General features: G+C 70.5%; 15 protein-coding genes. 5 read left to right on the top strand and 10 right to left on the bottom strand.

Annotation, left to right across the window (positions count from 1 at the left end):
- Nucleotides 1–36: 36 nt before the first annotated feature.
- On the top strand, nucleotides 37–960 hold the full coding sequence (locus BLA15945_RS33815) for a LysR family transcriptional regulator (RefSeq protein WP_174994397.1): 924 nt from the start codon (nucleotides 37–39) through the stop codon (nucleotides 958–960).
- Nucleotides 961–1,021: 61 nt separating this feature from the next.
- On the opposite strand, the gene BLA15945_RS33810 is transcribed toward BLA15945_RS33815, so the two are convergent.
- Entirely contained in the window at nucleotides 1,022–1,708 is a 687-nt protein-coding gene (locus BLA15945_RS33810; protein WP_174994396.1) for a hydrolase, read from the bottom strand.
- A gap of 275 nt (nucleotides 1,709–1,983) precedes the next feature.
- On the opposite strand from BLA15945_RS33810, the gene BLA15945_RS33805 reads away from it, so the two are divergent.
- Genes BLA15945_RS33805 through BLA15945_RS33790 form a run of 4 tightly spaced genes read left to right on the top strand, consistent with a single transcriptional unit; the run spans nucleotide 1,984 to nucleotide 5,212 of the window.
- A complete protein-coding gene (locus BLA15945_RS33805) occupies nucleotides 1,984–2,244 on the top strand; it encodes a XapX domain-containing protein (protein ID WP_034186741.1) in 261 nt (86 codons plus the stop codon).
- A gap of 25 nt (nucleotides 2,245–2,269) precedes the next feature.
- Nucleotides 2,270–3,850: a cation:proton antiporter gene (locus tag BLA15945_RS33800; RefSeq protein WP_174994395.1), complete on the top strand. Its 1,581-nt coding sequence runs from the start codon at nucleotides 2,270–2,272 to the stop codon at nucleotides 3,848–3,850.
- A 53-nt stretch (nucleotides 3,851–3,903) separates the two neighbouring features.
- Complete coding sequence (locus tag BLA15945_RS33795; protein WP_059234854.1) at nucleotides 3,904–4,296, top strand: OsmC family protein; 393 nt, start codon at nucleotides 3,904–3,906, stop codon at nucleotides 4,294–4,296.
- Between the two features lie 31 nt (nucleotides 4,297–4,327).
- Nucleotides 4,328–5,212 (top strand): pirin family protein, encoded by an 885-nt coding sequence (locus tag BLA15945_RS33790; protein ID WP_174994394.1) that lies wholly within the window; start codon nucleotides 4,328–4,330, stop codon nucleotides 5,210–5,212.
- A gap of 55 nt (nucleotides 5,213–5,267) precedes the next feature.
- On the opposite strand, the gene BLA15945_RS33785 is transcribed toward BLA15945_RS33790, so the two are convergent.
- The 9 genes from BLA15945_RS33785 to bcsB form a co-directional block, all read right to left on the bottom strand.
- A complete protein-coding gene (locus BLA15945_RS33785; protein ID WP_059234857.1) occupies nucleotides 5,268–5,465 on the bottom strand; it encodes a hypothetical protein in 198 nt (65 codons plus the stop codon).
- Nucleotides 5,447–7,003, bottom strand: a complete 1,557-nt coding sequence (bcsG, locus tag BLA15945_RS33780; RefSeq protein ID WP_059234859.1) for a cellulose biosynthesis protein BcsG — start codon at nucleotides 7,001–7,003, stop codon at nucleotides 5,447–5,449. Before bcsG ends, BLA15945_RS33785 begins: the two co-directional genes overlap by 19 nt.
- A 27-nt stretch (nucleotides 7,004–7,030) precedes the next feature.
- Entirely contained in the window at nucleotides 7,031–9,568 is a 2,538-nt protein-coding gene (gene bcsA / locus BLA15945_RS33775) for a UDP-forming cellulose synthase catalytic subunit (RefSeq protein WP_174994393.1), read from the bottom strand.
- The gene (bcsQ, locus tag BLA15945_RS33770; protein WP_059234861.1) at nucleotides 9,565–10,344 is read right to left on the bottom strand and encodes a cellulose biosynthesis protein BcsQ; all 780 of its coding nucleotides are present in this window, start codon (nucleotides 10,342–10,344) and stop codon (nucleotides 9,565–9,567) included. Before bcsQ ends, bcsA begins: the two co-directional genes overlap by 4 nt.
- A complete protein-coding gene (locus tag BLA15945_RS33765) occupies nucleotides 10,341–10,547 on the bottom strand; it encodes a hypothetical protein (protein WP_059234863.1) in 207 nt (68 codons plus the stop codon). The genes bcsQ and BLA15945_RS33765 overlap by 4 nt, the downstream gene beginning before the upstream one ends.
- Complete coding sequence (gene bcsE, locus BLA15945_RS33760; RefSeq protein ID WP_174994392.1) at nucleotides 10,544–12,493, bottom strand: cellulose biosynthesis protein BcsE; 1,950 nt, start codon at nucleotides 12,491–12,493, stop codon at nucleotides 10,544–10,546. The genes BLA15945_RS33765 and bcsE overlap by 4 nt, the downstream gene beginning before the upstream one ends.
- Nucleotides 12,494–12,814: 321 nt before the next feature.
- Complete coding sequence (locus BLA15945_RS33755; protein ID WP_174994391.1) at nucleotides 12,815–16,726, bottom strand: cellulose synthase subunit BcsC-related outer membrane protein; 3,912 nt, start codon at nucleotides 16,724–16,726, stop codon at nucleotides 12,815–12,817.
- Complete coding sequence (gene bcsZ / locus BLA15945_RS33750; RefSeq protein WP_174994390.1) at nucleotides 16,711–17,931, bottom strand: cellulose synthase complex periplasmic endoglucanase BcsZ; 1,221 nt, start codon at nucleotides 17,929–17,931, stop codon at nucleotides 16,711–16,713. The genes BLA15945_RS33755 and bcsZ overlap by 16 nt, the downstream gene beginning before the upstream one ends.
- Nucleotides 17,932–17,934: 3 nt before the next feature.
- A partial coding sequence (gene bcsB, locus BLA15945_RS33745; protein WP_174994389.1) for a cellulose biosynthesis cyclic di-GMP-binding regulatory protein BcsB occupies nucleotides 17,935–20,093 on the bottom strand: 2,159 nt, incomplete at its 5' end.

Below are 20,093 nucleotides of genomic sequence, written 5' to 3'. Positions count from 1 at the left end.
CGCATCCGTTTCGCTTCCCTGCCATTCATTCCGACCATGCAACTCCTTCCTGATCTCGAAGCCTGGGCCATCTTTGCGCGCGTCGCGGAGACCGGTTCGTTCGCGAAAGCCGCCGACCTGCTCGGCGTGTCGCAACCGACCGTGTCGAAGGCGATCGCGCGCCTCGAAAAGCGTCTCGGCGCGATGCTGCTGTACCGCACGTCGCGCAAGCTGTCGCTCACGCCGACCGGCGAACTGCTGCGCGACCGCGCGATCCGCCTGCTCGCCGACGCGGAGCTGATCGAGAACGAAGCGTCCGCGCAGGCGCTCGAACCGCACGGCCTCGTGCGCGTGAACGCGCCGATGTCGTTCGGGCTACGCCACCTGTCGCCGGTGCTGCCCGCGTTTCTCGAACGCTATCCGCGCATCGACATCGACCTCGTGCTCACCGACCACATCGTCGACATCGTGTCCGGCGGCTTCGACGTCGCGATCCGCATCGCCGAACTCAACGATTCGTCGCTGCGCTCGCGCCGCCTCTGCGCAGTACGCCGGCCGCTCGTCGCGGCCCCGGCTTACCTCGACCGGCGCGGCCGCCCCGCGCACCCGCGCGACATCGAACAGCACGTGTGCCTCACCTACACGAACCTGCCGACACCCGAGCACTGGCGCTTCCGTCACCCGGCCTCGGGTGACGAAGTCGGCGTGTCCGTCCACGGACGGATTCGCACCAACAACGCGGACGTGATCCTTCCCGCGCTCGTCGCCGGTCACGGCCTGGCACTGCAGCCCGAATTCCTCGTGTGGGATGCGATGCAGCGCGGCGAGCTCGAGGAAGTGATGAACGACTGGAAGATCGCCGACATCAACGTGAACCTCGTCACGCCGCCCGGCATGCTGCGCGCCGCGCGCGTGACGGTGTTGCTCGACTTCCTCGCGGAGCACTTCGCGCACGCGCCGTGGGCGCTGCCCAACACCTGATCGCGCGATGGCCGATGGCAGGCGATCGCCGCATCCCGCGCGACGATCGCAGCCGGCGGCGTTACTTCGCCGGGACTGCCGCGAGCGACTCGTGCGGCGTCGCGGTGCGCTGCGCTGCCTTGTGGACCATCGTGTATGCGTAGTCGACCCCCATCCCGTACGCACCCGAGTGCTCGCGCACGAGCGACATCACCGCGTCGTACGTATCGCGGCGCGCCCAGTCGCGCTGCCACTCGAGCACGACCTGCTGCCACGTGACGGGCACGACACCGGCCTGCACCATCCGCTGCATTGCGAAATCGTGCGCGGCCTGCGACGTGCCGCCCGATGCGTCGGCCACCATGTAGATCTCGTAGCCGCCTTCGAGCATCGCGCACAGCGCGAACGTCGTATTGCAGACCTCGGTCCACAGGCCCGAGACGATCACCTTCTTGCGGCCGTTCGCGGCGAGCGCATCACGGACCTTCTGGTCGTCCCACGAGTTCATCGACGTGCGTTCGAGCAGCTTCTGGTTCGGGAACACGTCGAGCAGCTCGGGGAACGTATGGCCCGAGAAGCTCTCGGTCTCGACCGTCGTGATCGTGGTCGGAATGTTGAACGCCTTCGCGGCTTTCGCGAGCCCGACGACGTTGTTCTTCAGCGTCTGGCGATCGATCGACTGCACGCCGAACGCCATCTGCGGCTGCTGGTCGATGAAGATCAGCTGGCTGTTCTGCGGCGTCAGTACTTCAAGTTTCGGATTGCTCATGGCGCAAGGTGTCCTGTGAACGAAAAAAGGGGGGCCTGCCTCGACCGTGAAAACGGGAGGAGCCGGGGTACGTCGGCGCCGGATCGTCATCCGGCTCGAAATATTTAATCCGCAAACGCGCGGCGCGAACACCCAAGAAACGGAATCGATCCGATTCCGGAATCGATGCCCGATCGGGGCGCCCCGCCCTTTTTTTCTTCACGCAAACCCGATACGCTTTCAAGACCTTGACGACGTGCACTGCGCCGCTCGTCCGCCATCACGGGAGGCTCACCATGAAACCGTATTTCCTGTCGCTGCTCGCCGGCATCCTCGCCGGCGTCATCTACGGCGCACTCGGCGTGAACTCGCCGGCGCCGCCGATCATCGCGCTCACCGGCCTGCTCGGCATGCTGGCCGGCGAACAGATCCTGCCGGTCGCGCGCCGGATGCTGTCGGGCCACCGGCTGAATACCGCATGGCGCGACGCGCAGTGCAGCCAGCACATGTTCGGCGCGCTGCCGGGCGGCACGACGAACGACCGCAAGCCGTCGTGATGCCCTCTTTCACGACCCGCCGCGCATGACCAACGTCGAACTGTTCCATTACCTGCTGTTGTTGATTTGCGGCGCGGGCGCGCTCACGTGGCTCGCCGAACGGATTTCGATTCCGCCGGCCGTCGTCCTGCTGCTCGGCGGTTGCGTGATCGCGATCGCCGGCAAGCGCGTGCCCGACATGGACCCGGCGCTGCTGCTCGCGGCCGTGCTGCCGCCGCTGCTGATGTCGAGCGGGTTCTACACCGCGTGGAAGGAATTCCGGGAGCAACTGGCATCGATCGCGTCGCTCGCGCTCGGCGCGGTGGCGTTCACGACCGTCGCGGTCGCCCTCGCGGTGCATGCGGCGAACCCGGCGTTGCCGTGGGCCGCGTGCTTCACGCTCGGCGCGATCGTGTCGCCGCCCGATGCGGTCGCCGCGAAGGCGATCCTGCAACGCCACCCGCTGCCCGCACGGCTCGTCGCGGTGCTCGAAGGCGAAAGCCTCGTCAACGACGCATCGGGCCTGCTGCTTTACCAGATGGCCGTATCGGCCGCGCTCGCGGTGTCGATCACGGCCGCGAGCGCCACCGGCCTGTTCTTCTCGCTCACGCTGATCGGCATCGCGGTCGGCCTGGCGTGCGGCCATGCGATGAGCTGGGTGCTACCGCGCTTGCGCGACCCGATGCTTGGCATCGTCGTCACCTTCGCGATGGCGTGGGGCAGCTACGGGATCGCGGAGGCCGTCGACGGCTCGGGCGTGCTGTCGGTCGTCACCTGCGGCCTCGTGCTCGGCGTGCGCCAGCATCGCGTGTTCGACGCCGACATGCGGATCAAGGCGAAAGCGACGTGGGAAGCGATCGTGTTCGTGCTCGACGCCCTCGTGTTCATCCTGATCGGTCTCGCACTGCACGCGATCCTCGCGCGCGTGAACCACGAAGGCGCGGTGCTGATGGCCGGCCTGCGCGTCGCGCTGCCCGCCACCGCCGCCGCGATCGGCGCGCGTGTCGTGTGGGTATTCGTCGCGATGTGGCTGCCGGGCCGCCTGCGCGCGCCGCGCGCGGGTCACACGCCGTGGTCGTGGCGCGAAGCCGTCGTGCTCGGCTGGTCGGGCATGCGCGGCGTCGTGAGCCTCGCGGCCGCGATCGCGCTGCCGGGCAACTTCCCCGGTCGCGACCTGATCCTGTTCAGCACGTTCCTGTTGATCATCGCGACGCTCGTCGTGCAGGGCGGCACGCTCGCGCCGCTGATCCGCGTGCTGAAGCTGCGCCCGGCCGCGCGCCACACGATGTCCGAGCATGCGGTGCGTGCGCACACGTTCGGCGCGGCGCTCGCCGAACTCGACGCGCGCGAGCAGCGCGGGTCGGATCTCGAACGCCAGTCGCTCGACCGCCTGCTCGCCGAATACCGCAACCGCGTCACGTTCAACGAACGCGCGCACCGGCAAGGCGCCGAGCCCGCCGGCGTGCGGGCCCGCATGCTGCGCGTCGAGCTCGAACTCGTCGGCGTGTCGCGGCGCGCGCTGCTCGACCTGCATCGCGACGGCAAGGTCGACGACGCGACGCTGCACCGCATAGAATCGGAACTCGATTTCGAGGAACTGCGGCTGCAGCGGCTGCTCGAACCGTAACGCCCGGCCGGCCACGCCGCCGGCCCCGCCCCCTTTCCCCACCTGGAACTGCAATGAGCGAACTGTCCGTCGAAGCGAGCATCGGCTCGGTCGATTACCTCGTCCACTTCAGCGATGGCGTCCACCAGTGGCGCGCCGACGAACCGGCGTCGCTCGGCGGCGGCGATGCCGCACCGACGCCCGTCGCGCTGCTGCTGTCGAGCCTCGGCGCATGCACCGCGATCACGCTGAAGATGTATGCGCAACGAAAAGGCTGGCCGCTCGCCGAAGTGCACGTGAAGCTCGCACACGAATCGGGCAGCGCGGGCAGCACGATCGTGCGCCGCATCACGCTCGACGGCGACCTGACCGACGAGCAACGCGAGCGTCTGCTGCAGATCGCCAACGCATGCCCGGTGCACAAGATCCTCACGCACCCGATCACGATCGACACGGCGATCGCCTGACGCTTTCCGCACCGACCACAAAGTCCCCATCATGTCCGCCTCGATCAAGACCCTGCTCACGCCGCGCGACAGCGACATCGGCAACCTCGTCGTGCGCCGCGTGCTGCCCGCACGCGCCGCGCGCCTCGTCGGCCCGTTCATCTTCTTCGACGAAATGGGCCCGGCCGTGCTGCCGGCCGGCCGCGGCATCGACGTGCTGCCGCATCCGCACATCGGGCTCGCGACCGTCACCTACCTGTTCGACGGCTCGCTGATGCATCACGACAGCCTCGGTTTCCGGCAGAAAATCGTGCCGGGCGACGTGAACTGGATGACGGCCGGTCGCGGCATCGTGCATTCGGAACGCTCGCCCGACGAAGACCGGCCGCACGATCAGCCGGTGCACGGGATCCAGACCTGGGTGGCACTGCCGGTCGAGCATGAGGACACGACGCCCGCGTTCGTTCATCATGCCGCCGACACGCTGCCGTCGTTCACGCGCAACGGCGTAAACGTGCGCGTGATCGCGGGCACCGCGTTCGGGCTCACGTCGCCGGTCGCCGTGTTCTCGCCGACCCTCTACGCCTATGCGGAATTTGCGTCGGGCGGGCAACTCGCGCTCGATGCGGAGCACGACGAACGCGGCATCTATCTCGTCGACGGCGATCTGAGCATCGACGGCACGCCGCTCGCCCCCGCGACGATGGCCGTGCTCGAACCGGGCGCGACCGTGGCGCTGGCGAGCGCGAACGGCGCGCGCGTGATGCTGCTCGGTGGTGCACACCTGCCGGGCGAGCGGTTCATCGAGTGGAATTTCGTCTCGAGCGAGCGTGCCAAGATCGACGCGGCGCGTGCTGCCTGGGCCGCTCAGACGTTCGGCAAGGTACCGGGCGAAGAAAACGAATGGACCCGCCAGCCGGAACGCAAGGCGCAGTAAGCGGGGTCGCCCGCCCCACCGAAGACGGCCGGCACCCACGCCGGCCGTCGTTCGCTTACGGCGTCAACCCCATCAGCTTCGCGAGCGTCGGCCAGCGGTCGAGCGACTCGACGAATGCGCGGCGCGCCTGCTCGTCGACATAACGCTCGGGATCGAGCGCGGGCAGATGCCGCGCGAGACCGATCACGTCGTTCGGTTGCGACAGGCGATCGAGGTCGCCGTCGCCGGGAAGGATTACTGTTCGTCGATCCATACGCCGTCCGGAGTTTTCACCGCGTAGCCCGCGGCCGTCTGCATCGTCACCGTGCCCTCGTTCTCACCGACCATCCGCGTGCGCGGCAGGTCCGCCGCGTATTGCGCGAGGGTCGTGCCCGGCTTGAACGGACTGTTCGATACCAGGTTCGACAGCAACTGCGACAGCGCGAGGAAGCTGGTCGGCTGGTCGATCACGGTCGTCGCGCCGTGGTTGCCCGCAAAGCCGACGAGCCGCACGCCGACCGGCCCGTGCACGACGCGCGGCGTCGGGATCTCCCGCAGCCCCGCGACCTGGTTCTTGTCGCCGCGCAGCGCGGCACCGTGCTCGGGCACGAACACGATCACCGCACGACGGCCCGATTGCGCGATCAGGTCGGCAAGATGGTCGAAGTCGCTCATCAGCTTCGTCGCGCGCTGCGGATACGAGTCGATACTCGTCAGCGAGCTGCCGACGACACGGTTGCCGTCGTGCAGGCTGATCGTGTTGTAGTACAGCGCGACGGGCCCCGGCACCGACGCGCGCTGCGCGTACCAGTTCGCGAGCGTCGAGTAATCGTCCTTGATCGCCGAGCCGTCGAATGCGTGCATCGCGACGGGCGCGGCCGCGTTCGAGATCAACGGCGCATCGGGCACGCCGATGTTGTCGTGGATCACCTGCAGGAAGTTGTCGAAATGACCGTCGTGGTTCAGCAGCGACTGCACCGAGTAGCCGGCGCGCGCCAGTTGCGAGAAGAGATAGCACTGCTGCGGCGCGGGCTTGTACAGGTCCGCGTGCGCTTCCTGCCCGCAGCTCGCGCGCAGCACGCGGATCGCTGCCGGGCCGCTGTAGCTCGCCGCCGTGCTGAAGTTCGTGAACAGGTAGTCGAAGTGGCTCAGCATCGGGTGGTTGCGCACCTTGGCCGCATCGAGGTCGTCCCACGACAGCGAGCAGATGTGCAGCACGATCACGTCGAACTGCGCGGCCGGATCGTCGCCGAGATGACCGAACGCAACCTGCCGCTGCGACTCCTGTGCACGGAATGTCGCGAGCGCCGCGTTGTGATCCTCGGGCTGGTCGGCGCGCGTGGCGCCCGTTGCGTTCGCCTGCTGCTGGGCCGGCGCGACGACGCGTGCCATCAACCCGCTGCCGGCCTGCCACAGCGGCATCACGATCAGCACGGCCAGCACGAACGTCGCGACGCGCAGCCAGCGGTTGACGATGAAATAGACGATCAGCGCGCCGACGACCGTGAGTACCAGCAACGGCGGCAGCAGACGCGGCAGCAGTTCCATCCAGTAGTCGAGGCGGAACGTGCTCACTTCGCGCGCGGCATCGACGAGACGGGCCAGCGGCGGCGCATGCATTTCGCGCGCGAGCAGCGGCACCGCGATCGCGATCGCCACGACCTGCCGGACGATGCGCCACGCGCGCTGCCGGATCGGCGCGCTTGCCACGAGCGCCACCGCGAACGCGAGGTTTGCGAGCCAGAACGGCTGCAGGTGCCCGGTCGCGAACAGCGCGAACTTCAGGATGAAATACAGATTCCAGAATGTCATCTAAACCGCTCCATGATGAGCGCCGCGTCAGTCGCGCGCCCGATCGAGTTTCGGCGCGAGCATCGCCTGCACGCCGCGCGCCGCACCCTTCCACATCCGTACGTAACCGTCGAGCCCGATCCGCAGCACTTCCTTCAGCCCGCCGAGCGGCGTGTCGAGACGCTCTCCTTCGTGCCAGTCGAGCCACGCATCCGCGCGGCCGAACGTGCACTGCACGAGCTGGCGTTCCTGTTCGAGCGTCAGTTCCTCGAAGCTCACGCCGACATGGGTCGGTGTCACACGGGTCACGCGGACCGGGAACGGGAACGCCCGGTCGCCGCGCGTCACGCACACCGTCACCGTGTCGCCGACGGCGAGCGGCAGCCCCGGCACCGCTTCGAGGCCGAGGCCACCGGTCGAATAGTCGCTCGTGAAGCACGCGGCGGTCGACCCGTCGGCGAGCACCAGCATGGCCGGCACGCGCATCGCGATCCGGTGCGTGACGCGCACCTGCTTGGTCTCGCGCGCGACGGCCAGCGCCGCGCCGAGCATCGCGAGGTTGTACACGGTCCAGCCGAGCGTGATCAGGATCGTCGACGCCTCGTCGCCCTGGTCGGCCACCAGCCGCCACAGGCCGGCGAGGATCGCGAGCACGTTCAGCCCGAACAGCACCAGATACGGTTTCGACGTCGACCAGTCCACATAGCCTTCGTCGATCTTGCCGCCCTTGTCGGTCACGTTGAACTTGCCATGCTTCGGGCTGAAGAACGCAACGGTGGTCGGCAGCGCGATGTACCACGCGAGCACCGATTCGTAAACCTCGGCCCAGAACGAATGTCGGTAGCGTCCCTGCATCCGCGAGTTCGCGACGTTCGCGAGCACGAGGTACGGGATCACGTAGCTCGCGAGCGCGAGCGACGACGCGTTGATGAAATACAGGTGGAAGAACAGGTACGCGAGCGGGATCGTCAGGAACACCAGCCGCGGAATCCCGTAGAAGAAGTGCAGCATCGCGTTGCCGTAGCAGATCCGCTGGATCAGGCCGAGCCCGCGCCCGAAGAACGGGTTGTCGATGCGGAAGATCTGCGCCATCCCGCGCGCCCAGCGGGTGCGCTGCTTCACGTGGCCCGCGAGGCTTTCGGTCGCGAGGCCGGCCGCCTGCACGGTCGGCAGGTACGCCGACGTATAGCCGCGCCGGTGCAGCTTGAGCGCCGTGTGCGCGTCCTCGGTCACGGTCTCGACCGCGACGCCGCCGACCTCCTCCAGCGCGGTACGCTTGAGCACCGCGCACGAGCCGCAGAAGAACGTCGCGTTCCACAGGTCGTTGCCCGACTGCACGAGGCCGTAGAACAGGTTGCCCTCGTTCGGGATCTCGCGGAACGTGCCGAGGTTGCGCTCGAACGGATCGGGCGAGAAGAAATGGTGCGGCGTCTGCACGAGCGCGCACTTCGGGTCGCGCAGGAACACGCCCATCGTCGTCTGCAGGAACGAGCGCGTCGGCACGTGATCGCAGTCGAAAATCGCGATGTATTCGCCGTGCGTCTTCGGCAGCGCGCGGTTGATGTTGCCGGCCTTCGCGTGGCGGTTGTCGTCGCGCGTCAGGTAATCGATGCCCGCCTCGGCCGCGAACGCCGCGAACTCGGGGCGCCGGCCATCGTCGAGCAGGTACACGCGCAGCTTCGCCGTCGGCCAGTCGATGCTCTGCGCGGCGAACACCGTCGGCTTCACGACCGACAGCGGTTCGTTGTAGGTCGGGATATAGATGTCGACGGTCGGCCAGGTGTCGGGATCGTCGGGCAGCGGCACGATCGGCCGGTCGAGCGGCCACGCGGTCTGCACGAAGCCGAGCAGCAGGATCATCCACGTATAGGCTTCGGCGCCGTACAGCAGGTAGCCCGCGACGGCCTCGACCGGGCTGCGGAAATCGAGCGTCTGCGTCGTGCGCCACCATACGTAGCGCACCGTCGCGAGCAGCGCGAGCGACGCGAGCGCGAGCGTCGGCAGGTGGCCCGGCAGGCGGCGCAGCGCGAGCGCCAGCACGGCGACGATCGCGAAGAAGGCGAACTGCGCACCGGGCATCAGCGGCGACATCCCGGCCGCGGCCCACAGCACCGCACCGGCCACGAGCAGCAGCGGCGCGAGCCAGCGGTGCCGGCCGACGCCGTTCGCGCGCGCATCGAGCCACTCGCCCCAGCGCACCCACGGCAAACGTTCGAGCAGCGCGTTGATGCGCCGGGCGACCGCGCGCCCGGCCACGTAGACGGGCACCACGTATTTGTCGAACCACGCGAGCGGATCGCGCGCGGGCCGGCCGTCGGCCGCGCGCGGCGCACGCACGATCGCACGCCACAGCCATTCGCGCACGCTGAGCGGCTGCAGCACGCCCCAGTCGTGCGCGAGCCGCAGGAACCCGACGCGCACCCAGCGGCGCACGTGATCGGGCCGGCCGGGCGGCGGTGCGTGGAAGAACAGCCGCACGAGCCAGTCGACCAGCGTACGTTCCGCCGGCAGCCCGATGCCGCGCGCGCACCAGTCGGCCGCACGGCGGCCGAGCGTGCGCAGTCGCGACGCGAACGCGGCCTTCATCGCACCGCTCCGGTGCGGCCCGCGGCGACGGCCGTCAGCCACGCATGGACCCAGTTCGCGATGCCGTTCAGGTCGTGCGACACCTGCGAATACGGGGCGTCGTCGAAGATCCAGCTGCCGCGCGCTAGTGCTTCGGGCACCGCCGCATCGACGTGGATGCGCTGCTCGAGCATCGATGCCGGCCCCGCGACCGCGCGCAGCATCGCGAGCGCGTCGCGCTGCATGTCGCGCGCCGGGTTCAGCCGGTTCACGACGATCTGCAGCTCACCCGCGCCGGCCCGGAGCGCACCGAGCCGCGCGGCCGTCGTCGCGCAGGCGATCGGCTCCGGCGGCACGACGACGAGCGTCAGGTCCGCGCAGCGAATCGCCTGCTCGGCCTGCGGCGACGGATAGCGCGCGGTGTCGACCAGCACGACGCCGTCGGCCGGCAGCCCGATCTCGTCCAGCGCACGCGACAGCCATGCGGGATCGGCCACGAGCCGCGCATCGCATGCGGCCGCACCGGCGGCATCGACGTGCCCGTACGGCACGAACAGCACGCCGTCGGCATTACGCCACGTATGCGCATGCCACGGCTCGGCGCCGCCGAGCACGCTCTGCGCGAGGCCGTGTTCGGCCAGCGTGTCGAGGCCGAGCGTCGCGCCCATCAGGTTCTGTGGATCGAGTTCGACGGCGACGACCGGCCGGCCACGGCGCGCGAGCAGCACCGCGAGCGCGGCCGCAAGCGTCGTGCGGCCCGCGCCGCCGGTCGTCGACGTAATGGCAATCGTCTTCATCGCGCCGCCTTGTCGGCGCCGGCGCCGGGCAGCAACCGGCCGCGCAGCGCGACCGGCACGAGTTCGCACGGCACCGCGCCGTGCCGGTCGATCCCGCGCGGGGCATGGAAACCGCGGCCGATGCCGAGGTGCTGCGCGACGATCCACACCGGCACCGCAACCACGATGCCGACGATGAAACCGGTGACGAGTACGGCAATCATGCGCGCTCCTGCTTGCGCAGCGGCATCACGCTGCGGGTGGCGCCGCGCGCACGCGCGGCGGGAATGACGGGATGCGGCGTCGGTGCGTCGACGGCTTCGGGCGCCGGCGTCTCACCGATCGCCTCGAGCGCGACGATGGCATCGATTGCTTCGATCGCCTCGCTTGCTTCTGCCGGCGTCACGCCGAGATCGGCGCCCGCGGGCGGCTTGCGCACGCTGCCCGCCGGGTGCGGCGCCGCGAACAGGTCGCTGTAGTCGGCGATCGGCGCACGCCGGTTCTCGGCCTTCAACGCATCGAGCTCGGAGTTGATGCTGCCCTGCCCAAGACACACGACGCGGTCGGACAGCGTATCGACCGGCACGTCGAAGATCCGCGCGAGCGCGTCTTCCGCGTCGACCGGTTCGCACGCGAACAGGAACACGAACAGGTGCCCGGGATCGGCCGTCACGACGTCGCCCGCGCGGCGCGGGCGGCAGTGCCGCAACGCGTCGACGTGCGACACGCCCGGCAGCAGCGTGATCTTCGCGAGCGTGTGCGGCAACGCGAGCACGGCGCCGCGATCGAGCACCGCGCGAATGCGCAGGCAGAACGCGCCGACCGGCAGATAGCCGAGCACCGAGTCACCGAGCGCGGCCGCGAGCGCCGCGCGATAGTCGGGTGCGACAGGCCGCGCGTAGAGCTGGCCACGCAGCGCATGCACGGCGGCCTGCATTCGCGAGACCGGCAAATCGCGCGCGACGACGCGATTCGCGCCGACGCTCAGCACGAGCATCTCGAACTGCTGGCGCAGCACTTCGCCGCGCTCGACGACCGCGATCTTCAGCGCACCGCCGCACTGCCGGCGCAGCGCATGCACGTCCGCGCACAACGCCTCGAGCTGCGCATGCGAGCGGAACGCGAGCACCGCGGTTGCGGCCTGGGCGTGCGCGCAGGCCGCGACGACGGCTGCGTTGTCTTCGACGACTTCCCAGTCGCCGGGCATGCGATTCGTGCCGTCGAGTACCGCGCGGCTGACGATGACACGATCCTCGTCACTCGCGAGCTTCATCCGGTGCGCCGGTTCGGTCGCACCGCCGTCGATGCTCGCCGACAACCGGCCGCCCGGCGCAAAGCGCAGCGGCCGCACTTCGCCGGCCGCGAGCGTGTCGCCCGCCCGCCAGAAATCGACGATCCACAGCAGTTCGCCGTGCGTGCGCTGCAACTGTGCGACGCCCGAGCAGATGCCGTGGAAGCCGCTGCGCGGCGTCCGGTCCGCATCGCGCACGAGCGGCGCATCGTCGGTGCGCGCGTCGTCGCCCGCACGCGCCGCTTCGGGGTCGAGCAGCAGCACGAGCGCGATCCGGCGCGTGCGGCACCAGTCGGCCAGCGCGTGTGCTTCTTCCGCGAGTGCGACCGGATCGTCCCAGCTGAACCAGCGCTGGGCCCCTTCCACGAAATACAGCGAACGCGCGCGAAAACCGTAGCGCTTCATCGCGCGCAGGCCGCCGGTCAACCGCGCGAACGGGCCCGGTGCCGCGCGGCGCGGCGCGGCGCCGGTCGTGCCGGCGCCATCGTCGGCCGGCTCCTCCGCCGGCGGCATCGCCAGCACGTTCAGGTTGCGCGGCCAGCCGGCCGGCTGCGCGCCGCCCGCGAATCCGAGCGCTTCCATCTGGTCGGCCACGCGTGCCGCATCGCGCGCGAGCACGACCGTCACGTCGCGCGTGCGCGCCTGCCGCGCGCTTTCCCAGACGAGCGCATCGCACGCCGGCGTGCCGCCGGCCGCATAGATCGCGTACAGGCCGCCCGCCTCCAGTTGCGTCCAGGTGTCGGGCAGGCCGTCGATCGCGAGCCGGCTCAGCGTGCCGATGCGGCCGCCGGCCGGCCCCATGCGCAGCAGCGCGCGCAGGCGGCCCAGCAAGCCGGCGGCGCCGAGCGCGGGACGGGTGGCATCGATTTCCGTATTCACGACGTTCCCCTAGGGTCTGTTTCCATCTGGAACACCCATGCGTTGCCGCGAAAACGGCCGCTCGCGCGGCGCGTGACGCCACGAATACCGACGTATTCGCAAGGCGCGCAACGCGACGAGCAGCCGTTCTCGCGGCAACCCCTGATCAAAAAATTCATTCCGCGGGAAGGCCCGAAATCGCCCGTATGGCGGCGGCGCTCGTCGCTTGTTTGGCGCGGCCAACCGGCGCGCCTCACTTCCTGCCCTACGCCCCGCCGGAAGTCCCGTTGCGGGACGAGCGATTTCGGGCATTCGCATGTGTGTTCCATACGGAAACAGCCCCTAGTAATCCGAATAAAGCCGCACCGGCGTCGGCGTGACGAGCCAGCTGCGCTGCGCGCGCGCCTCGAACGCATAGCGCAGGTACACGAGCGCCGAGCTCGGCGCATAGTCGTGCGACCGGTCGATATGCAACTGCGCGCCGACACTCAGGTGCGGATTCACGCGGTACTCGACGATGCCGTTGAAGCCGTACGAGAACGACACGCCGCGCGTCGAGCTGCCCGCGTACACGAACCCGGCCGCGACCTGCTCGGCCCGCAGGTCCTTGAACGTCGGGTAATACAGCGAATCCTTCTCGTAGCTGTTCGAGATCCCGCCCGTGAAAGTCAGGTCCCACGACAGCGCATCGTGGCGCCCCGCCCATTCGATCGGCACGCCGAGCGACAGGTAGCGCTGCGGGCTGTAATAACCGCCCTGCCCGTACGTGTAATAGCGCAGGTTCTGCGCGTAGTGCCACGCGTTGCCGACGAGCCCGGTGCTGACCTTCATCGTCGCGCGCTCGTACACGGGCACCGTGAAGCCGGTGCGCAGCGTGACTTCCGCGTTGCGTTCGACGTTCCGGCCAGACAGCACGCCCGCGCCGAGTTCCGCGAACAGGTTCGTGCGGCCGACGTCGACCGACGCGCGCAGGTTCACGCCGTCGCGGCGCACGCCGCCCCAGACCGCGCCCGACCACGGGTCGCGCATCCCCGCATACGACAGCACGCTGCTCGTTTCCGGTCGCCGCGACGCATTCACGCTGAAGCTCGCCGGGCCCGCTTCAAAGCGGTAGCGCACGCCGCCGACGAGGTAGTGCACGGGAAACCCGAGCGGCGACGTGCCCAGATCGAAGCGCCATGCGTCCGACAGGTAGCCCGCGCCGAGCGCGACGCCCGTCATCGACTGGTGCAGCGAGCCCGGCGGATTCGCAATCAGGGCGGCGGCCGGCTGATTCAGCTGGAATGGCGGCGGCAGCCCGTTCAGCCCCTTGAGCGCTGCGTAGGTGCCGAACGTCTGCAGCGAATACGCGTTCGGGTCGCTCGTGTCGAGCGTGCCCGGATCGAGATGCACGGTGTCGATCTGCGCGAACACGTGCCCGTCGTAACGGATCGGCATCTGCAGGTAGATCGGCACCTGCTGCGCGCGATACGACGAGATGCCTTCGTCGCCCGACTTGTACGCAGGCGTCCAGCCGGTTTCGATCTCGGGATTGCGGCGCTGCTCGAGATCCGCGAACGCGGCCTGCGCGGGCGTGAGCCCGTCGCGGCCCGGGCTCACGCCCGTCGCGCGTTCCTGCGACTGCGACAGCCGGTACAGCGACGCCGCGTCGTCGTAGCGGCCCCGCGCCTCGGCCACGCGCCCGGCCGCAACCGTCACGTCAGCGCGCTCCGGATAAGCGGCGTGCAGCCGGTCGGTCACCTGCGCGGCTTCGTCGGCGCGGCGCAGCGCGTTCAGGCGGCGCACGGCCGACAGTTGTGTGTCGACGTCGTCGTCCGGCGTGCGTGCGAGGACCGCCTGCACACGTGCAAGCGCGGCGGCCCGGTTGCCGCTGTCCTCGTCGATCCGTGCAAGCGCGAGCTGGGTATCGGCGTCGTCCGGCGTGCGCGCAACGACCGGCGCGAGCGCGTCGCGCGCCGCGCCGTAATGGCCTTGCGCGCGTTCGAGATCGGCCCGTTCGAGCGCATAACGCTTGTCCGCGCGGCCGGCCGGGCTCGCGCGATCGAGCAGCGTGCGCGCCCGTGCATAGTCCCGCTGGGCGATCGCGTCGTCGGTCTGCCGCAGCACGAGCCGCAGCGACTGATCCTCGAGCCGCGTCGTCTGCGCAGGCGTCAGCGACGGGTCGCGGCGCAGCGTATCGAGCCACGCGGCGAGCGCGTCGTCGCGCCCCGCGCTGCCGAGCAGGTCGCCGTAGCGCAGCCGCACGTCCGCATCGGCTTCGCGCGGATGCGCGGCGATCCAGTCGTGCAGCGGTGCAAGACCGCGATCGGGTTCGCCCGCGTCGATCCACTGCGTGCCAATCGCGGCGAGCATGTCGGGATCGTCCGGCGCGCTCGCCCGCGCCTGCGCGAGCGACGCGGCAAAGGCCGTGCGGTCGCCGCGCGCGAGCGCGCCGCGTGCGTCGGCCAGCGCGCGTTCGGCTTCGAGCTTGCGCGCAAGCGCCCGCATCCCGTCCGAACGATGCGCGTCGTCGACGGGAGCAAGCGCAGCCTGCGCGCCCGCGACATCGTCGAGCGAATGACGGTACAGCGCGGTCGCGTAGCGCATCTCGGGCGTATCGCTCTGCGCCAGCCCGTCGTCCATCACCGTGCGGCCGAGCTGCGGCAGCCCCATGTCGCGATAGAGGCGCGCGAGCGCGAAACGCGTCCACGCCGCGTCGGGCGCCGCGCGCACGGCCGCTTCGTAGCGTTGCGCGGCGGGCCCGCGCTCGCCCTTGTCGGCCAATGCGCGCGCCTGGTTCGCGAGCAGGTCGGCCCGCAGGCCGTCGAGTGCGCGGCGATCGTCGTGCCCGGTCACACGCCCTTGCAGCGCGTCGAGCAGCGGGCCGATCTTGTCTGCGCGGCCGGTGTTTTCATACAGCGTGGCCGTGCCGCGGATGGCCGACAGGTTCGGCGAACGCGCGGCCAGCAACTCGCGCAGCAACGGCTCCGCGTGCGCCCAGTCGCGCTGGGCGAGCAGCGCATCGGCAAGCTGCAGCTTCGCGTCCGGGCTGCCCGGTTGCATCGCGAGCGCCGCCCGCGCTGCGCGTTCGGCATCCTGCGGACGTCCCGCATTGGCCGCTTCGCGGCCTTGCGCGAGCAGTCCCCAGAACTGCGCGGTACGCGCGAGGCTTTGCCATTTGCCGCGCTGGTCGGTCGCGAGCGTCGCGGCCCGCGCGAACAGCGTGCGCGCTTCGTCGTGCCGCCCTTCGCGCAGGCGCAGCAGGCCGAGCCCCCCGACCGCATCGGCATCGTCCGCGCGCGTCCGCGCGGCCCGCGTGAGCAGCGGATCGGCGGCGGCCAGGTCGCCGCGCGACAGCGCCTGCAACCCGCGCTGCTGCGCAATGTAGTCGGGATCGCGTTCAAGACGGCGCTGTGCATCGCGCTGCCGATCCAGTGCCGTGATGCGGTCGCGGAATTCGGTATCGTCCGGCACGAGCGCGAGATACGCGCGCAACGCATCGAGATACGCGGGATCGTTGCCGGCCGACTGCAACACGCGGCGCCACAGCGCCATCGACTCCGTATGGTCGGCATCGGCGCGCTGCGCGAGCGACCATGCGATCCGGTTCGCTTCCGGGCGCGTGTCGGCGCGCTGGTTCAAGAGCCGCGCGAGCGCCATCGACGCGCTCGTGTCCTGCGGATCGGCCGCGACCGCGCGACGCAGCGCGGCGATCGCCGGCTCGCGGCCACCCGGCCCATTCGACACGATCTGGTAGTACTCGGCGCCGAGCGCACCGGACGGCGCGCCGTTCGGAAACAGCGCGACGATCCGCCGGGCCGCCTCGTCCGCACGGCCGCTGCGCGCGAGCAGGCGGATCTGCGCCATCTCGCCGCGCCCGCTCGTCGCGACGCGGTATTCGTCGGCCACCCGCCGCGTGGCGGGCGCATTCGGCGACTGCGCCTGCAGGAGCGCGAGCGATGCCTGCGCGCCTTTCGCGTCGCCCAGCCGCAGCAGCACGCGGACCTGTTCGGCCAGCAATTCGGGATCGCCCGGCGCGATCAGCAGCCCCTTGCGCAATGCATCGCGGGCAAGGTCGTCGCGATGCTTGGTGCCCCACATCCGCGCGGTGTCGAGCTGACGCAGCGCGTCGGCGGAAGCGGAGGTCGCCGGCGCCGCGGGGTTCGCCATCGCCGTGCCGCCGGATGGGGTGCCCGGCGCCGCCGCGCACACCGACGACGCGAGCCACGCGAATCCCGCGACGTGCGGCACGGCGCGTTTCAGCGGGCGGCGCACGAGCGGCCTCCCCAGCGCGTGTCGAGCGTGCCGTCCGCGCCGAACGTATAGCGCCCGTCGCGCCAGCCGAGGCCGAACAGCGTCAGCACGCTCGTGTAATAGCCGGGCGCCGACTGGCGCGCGAGCGTCTCGACGCGGGCCGCCTGCGCATCCGCGAGCGCACGCTGGCCGCGCGCGTCGAGGAACGGCACGGCCGCCGCCGAAAACCCGCCATTGCCGTCGTTCGGCCCCGCGACGCCCGTCGTCGTATCGACTTTCTCCGGCGGTGCGCCATGCGCGGCAATGTAGTCGGCGAACGGGGCGAAGCGTGCGAGCAGCGGCGCGGCAAGCGGTTCGGTGCGATCGAGCATGCCGGCCCACAGGTACACGCGGATCGCGTTGTACGCGCTCTCCGCATGCGTTTCGGGATCGGGCCCGAAGCCCGTGCCCGCGCGATACAGCGCCCAGTCGGGAGAAAAACCCTTCGGCGCGGTGTCGAGCAGCACGCGCCCGGTGCTGGCGACCAGCGCGGCCCAGCGCCGGTCGTCGGGCAGGCGCGCGCCGAGCGCGCGAATCACCTGCGGCGGCGAATAGCTCGGATTCACGCGGAACTGGCCGTTGGCGAGCTTGAACCCGGTCGGCCCCGGCAACAGCGTGAGGCCGAGGCCCGGCACGGCCGCCGTCTCGTCGTCGAGCACGCGCTTCGCGAGCAGCGCGCCGCGTGCCGTATAGCTGCGCTCGCGCCACAACCGCCCGGCCTCGACGAGCGCATACGCGATCCACAGATCGGCGTCCGATGCCGCGTTCGCGTCGAGCACGCGCCACGCGCCGTCGGGCGCGCGGCCCCACAGCCACGCGGGCAGGTGCGCGCTCAGGTCGCCCTGCGCGAGGTTGTTCTCGGTCCATGCGAGGATCGTGTCGAACATGCGCCGGTCGTTCGCGACCAGCGCGAAGAAAAGCCCATACGCCTGCCCCTCCGACACCGTGCGCGAATCGGCCGAACCGACGTCGATCACGCGGCCGTCGGCCGAGATGAAATCGCGCTTGAACGCGTCCCAGCGCGGCCACGCCGCGCTGCATCCCGCATCGGGCGCGGCGGCGCCCGCGGCGTGCGCGCGCGTGGCCACGCCGGCCGCCGCGCACGTCACCGCGACCGCGAGCGCGAGTGTCGCGCCGACACGCCGCGCCGGCTGCGCTGCCCGTCGCTTCGTCATTGCCCGCGCCATCCGTTACATCCCCCGTCGACGCGCAGCGATTCTCTGCAGCACGCTGAACACGCCGAGCGCGAGCAGCAGCCCCGCGACGACGCCGACCGCGCCGAGCGCGACCGGATGCCGCGCCGCATGCGTCCATACGCGCGCATACCACGGCACGAAGCCGACCACGTACGGCTCGCCGACCCGCAGGCTGTCGACCTGCCCCGGCCGCACCACCGCGAGGTCGCCCTGCAGCTGCGACACGAGCCCGGCGTTCTCGAACACGTCGAGCAGATCGCCGAGGCGCGGCTGGTCGGTCGCCGTCAGCGCGACGACGCTGCGGCCACGGCTGCCCGGCAGCTCGAAACCGGCGAGCGCCGCGAGCGGGCCGCTCTGTTCGATATGCGCGCCGCCGTCGGCAAGCCCGACGCCGTTGCGCCAGCGCTCCTTCACCGTGAACGCGACGCGCGTCGCGCCGCCGCCCGCGCCGCCCTGCTCGCCGATCGCGAGCGGCAGCGCCGAGCGCCAGTGCGCAAGCAGCGGCGACGCAGGCGAGCCGTCGATCACGAGCAGGTCCTTGCTGCCCGCCAACGCGGCAACGTCGCCGGGGCGCGCGACCTGCACGCGCAGCGCCGGGAAGCCGGTCCATTCGCCCATGTGGCCGAGCATCGTCAGGTAGGCCTCGAGCTCCTGCGGCGACGGCCGGTCGGGCAGCACGACGGCTGTCTGCGACAGGTCCGCGAAGCGCGTGAACGGGAAGCCGCTGTTCGCGAAAAACGCGAGGTTCGGCAGTTGCGCGTAATGGACGAAGTGCGAGAAGTCGATCGTCGAATCGGGATCGATCGCCGCGCGCTGCGGCTCGGTGGCCGTGCTCGAACACAGGCCCGTCTTCTGCGAATCGAGCGTGAAGCGGAACTGCAGCTGGTTGCCGCTGCCGACGCGGAACGCAGGAATGTCGACATCGCTCGTCACGCGCCCTTCCGGCACCGACAGCAGCGGCAGCTGCATGCGGCCGCGCGCGTCCTCGGCCTGGGCCGGCCCGAGCCGGTACGACTTCACGAGCTGATCGTTGATCTCGACGGCGAGCGTCGAGTTGTCCTGAACGGTCGGCGCCGTGTAGCGGTAGCGCAGCGTGATCGGCACGCCCGCGCCGTTCCACGAGTGAAGGTCGGCCGGCACGCGCAGGTTCAGCCGGATCGCATCGGGCGTCGTGCCGCGCACTTCCAGCTGACGCGGATCGTTCACGAGCTCGCGGAACGTGATCGGCCGGTTCACCGGCAGCCAGCGCGGCGCGTCGTACGGCTTGCGCGGCGCGCCGAGATCGACGTGCGCGACCGTGGCCGCCGGCCCCGACAGCGCCGCGCGGCCGAGCACGAGTGCCGCCACCGCGTCGTCGACTTCGGCCGCCGTGCGGCCCGTGACCACCAGCAGCTTGCGCCCCGGTGCGGCCGGGTTGTCGGCGACCGCGAGCAGCGGGCCGTTGACCGACGGCAGCGCGAGGCCGGCCGGCAGCGTCGCGGCCGTGCCGACCACCACCGCCTGATCGTCGGCCGGCAGCCCGGACGACACCGGGAAGCGCGCATGCCGATAGTCGGCCAGCGCGCCGAACCACGACGCGAGCACGCCCGCGCTGCGCAGCGTCGCCGAATCGGGCGTGGCCGGCAGCACGAACGGCAGCCGCACGCGGCCGTTGTCGCGCCGGTCGAAGAATGGCGCAGGCAGCAGCGCGAGATCGTTCGGCAGGCGCACCGGCGATTCGTCGAGGATCAGTTCGCTCGTCGGGCTCACGTCGGCCCACAGCGCCGAGTTCGCCGGATCCTCGCAATGGTCGAGCGTGTAATGGGCGATCAGGCGCAAGCCGAGCTGGTTGAAATCCGAGAAGTAGCGCGGATCGATCGGGATCTCTTGCGTGACCGTGCGGCCCGCGCGCGCGGCGTCGAACGGGACGGTCGCGATCACCTCGCCGTTCACCGACACCTTCAGGTGCGACATCGGGAATATCAGCGACGGCGAATACGCGTAGGTCAGGCGCAGCCGCGCGCCCGTGACCACGCGGTCGAGCCGCACGCCGGCGTTGATCGTGCGGGCGTCGTCGGCGCCGCGCAGGCGCAGCGGATCGAACGCGCCGAGCGACGCGAACGGCAGACGCACGGTCGTGGCCGGCAGGCCGGCGGCCGGCGCGCTGGCCGCCG

Origin of the sequence: Burkholderia arboris (assembly GCF_902499125.1) — a bacterium.
Classification (GTDB): domain Bacteria; phylum Pseudomonadota; class Gammaproteobacteria; order Burkholderiales; family Burkholderiaceae; genus Burkholderia; species Burkholderia arboris.
Note: the sequence above shows the minus strand (reverse complement) of the source record. Positions and strands in the feature narration are given on the sequence as shown.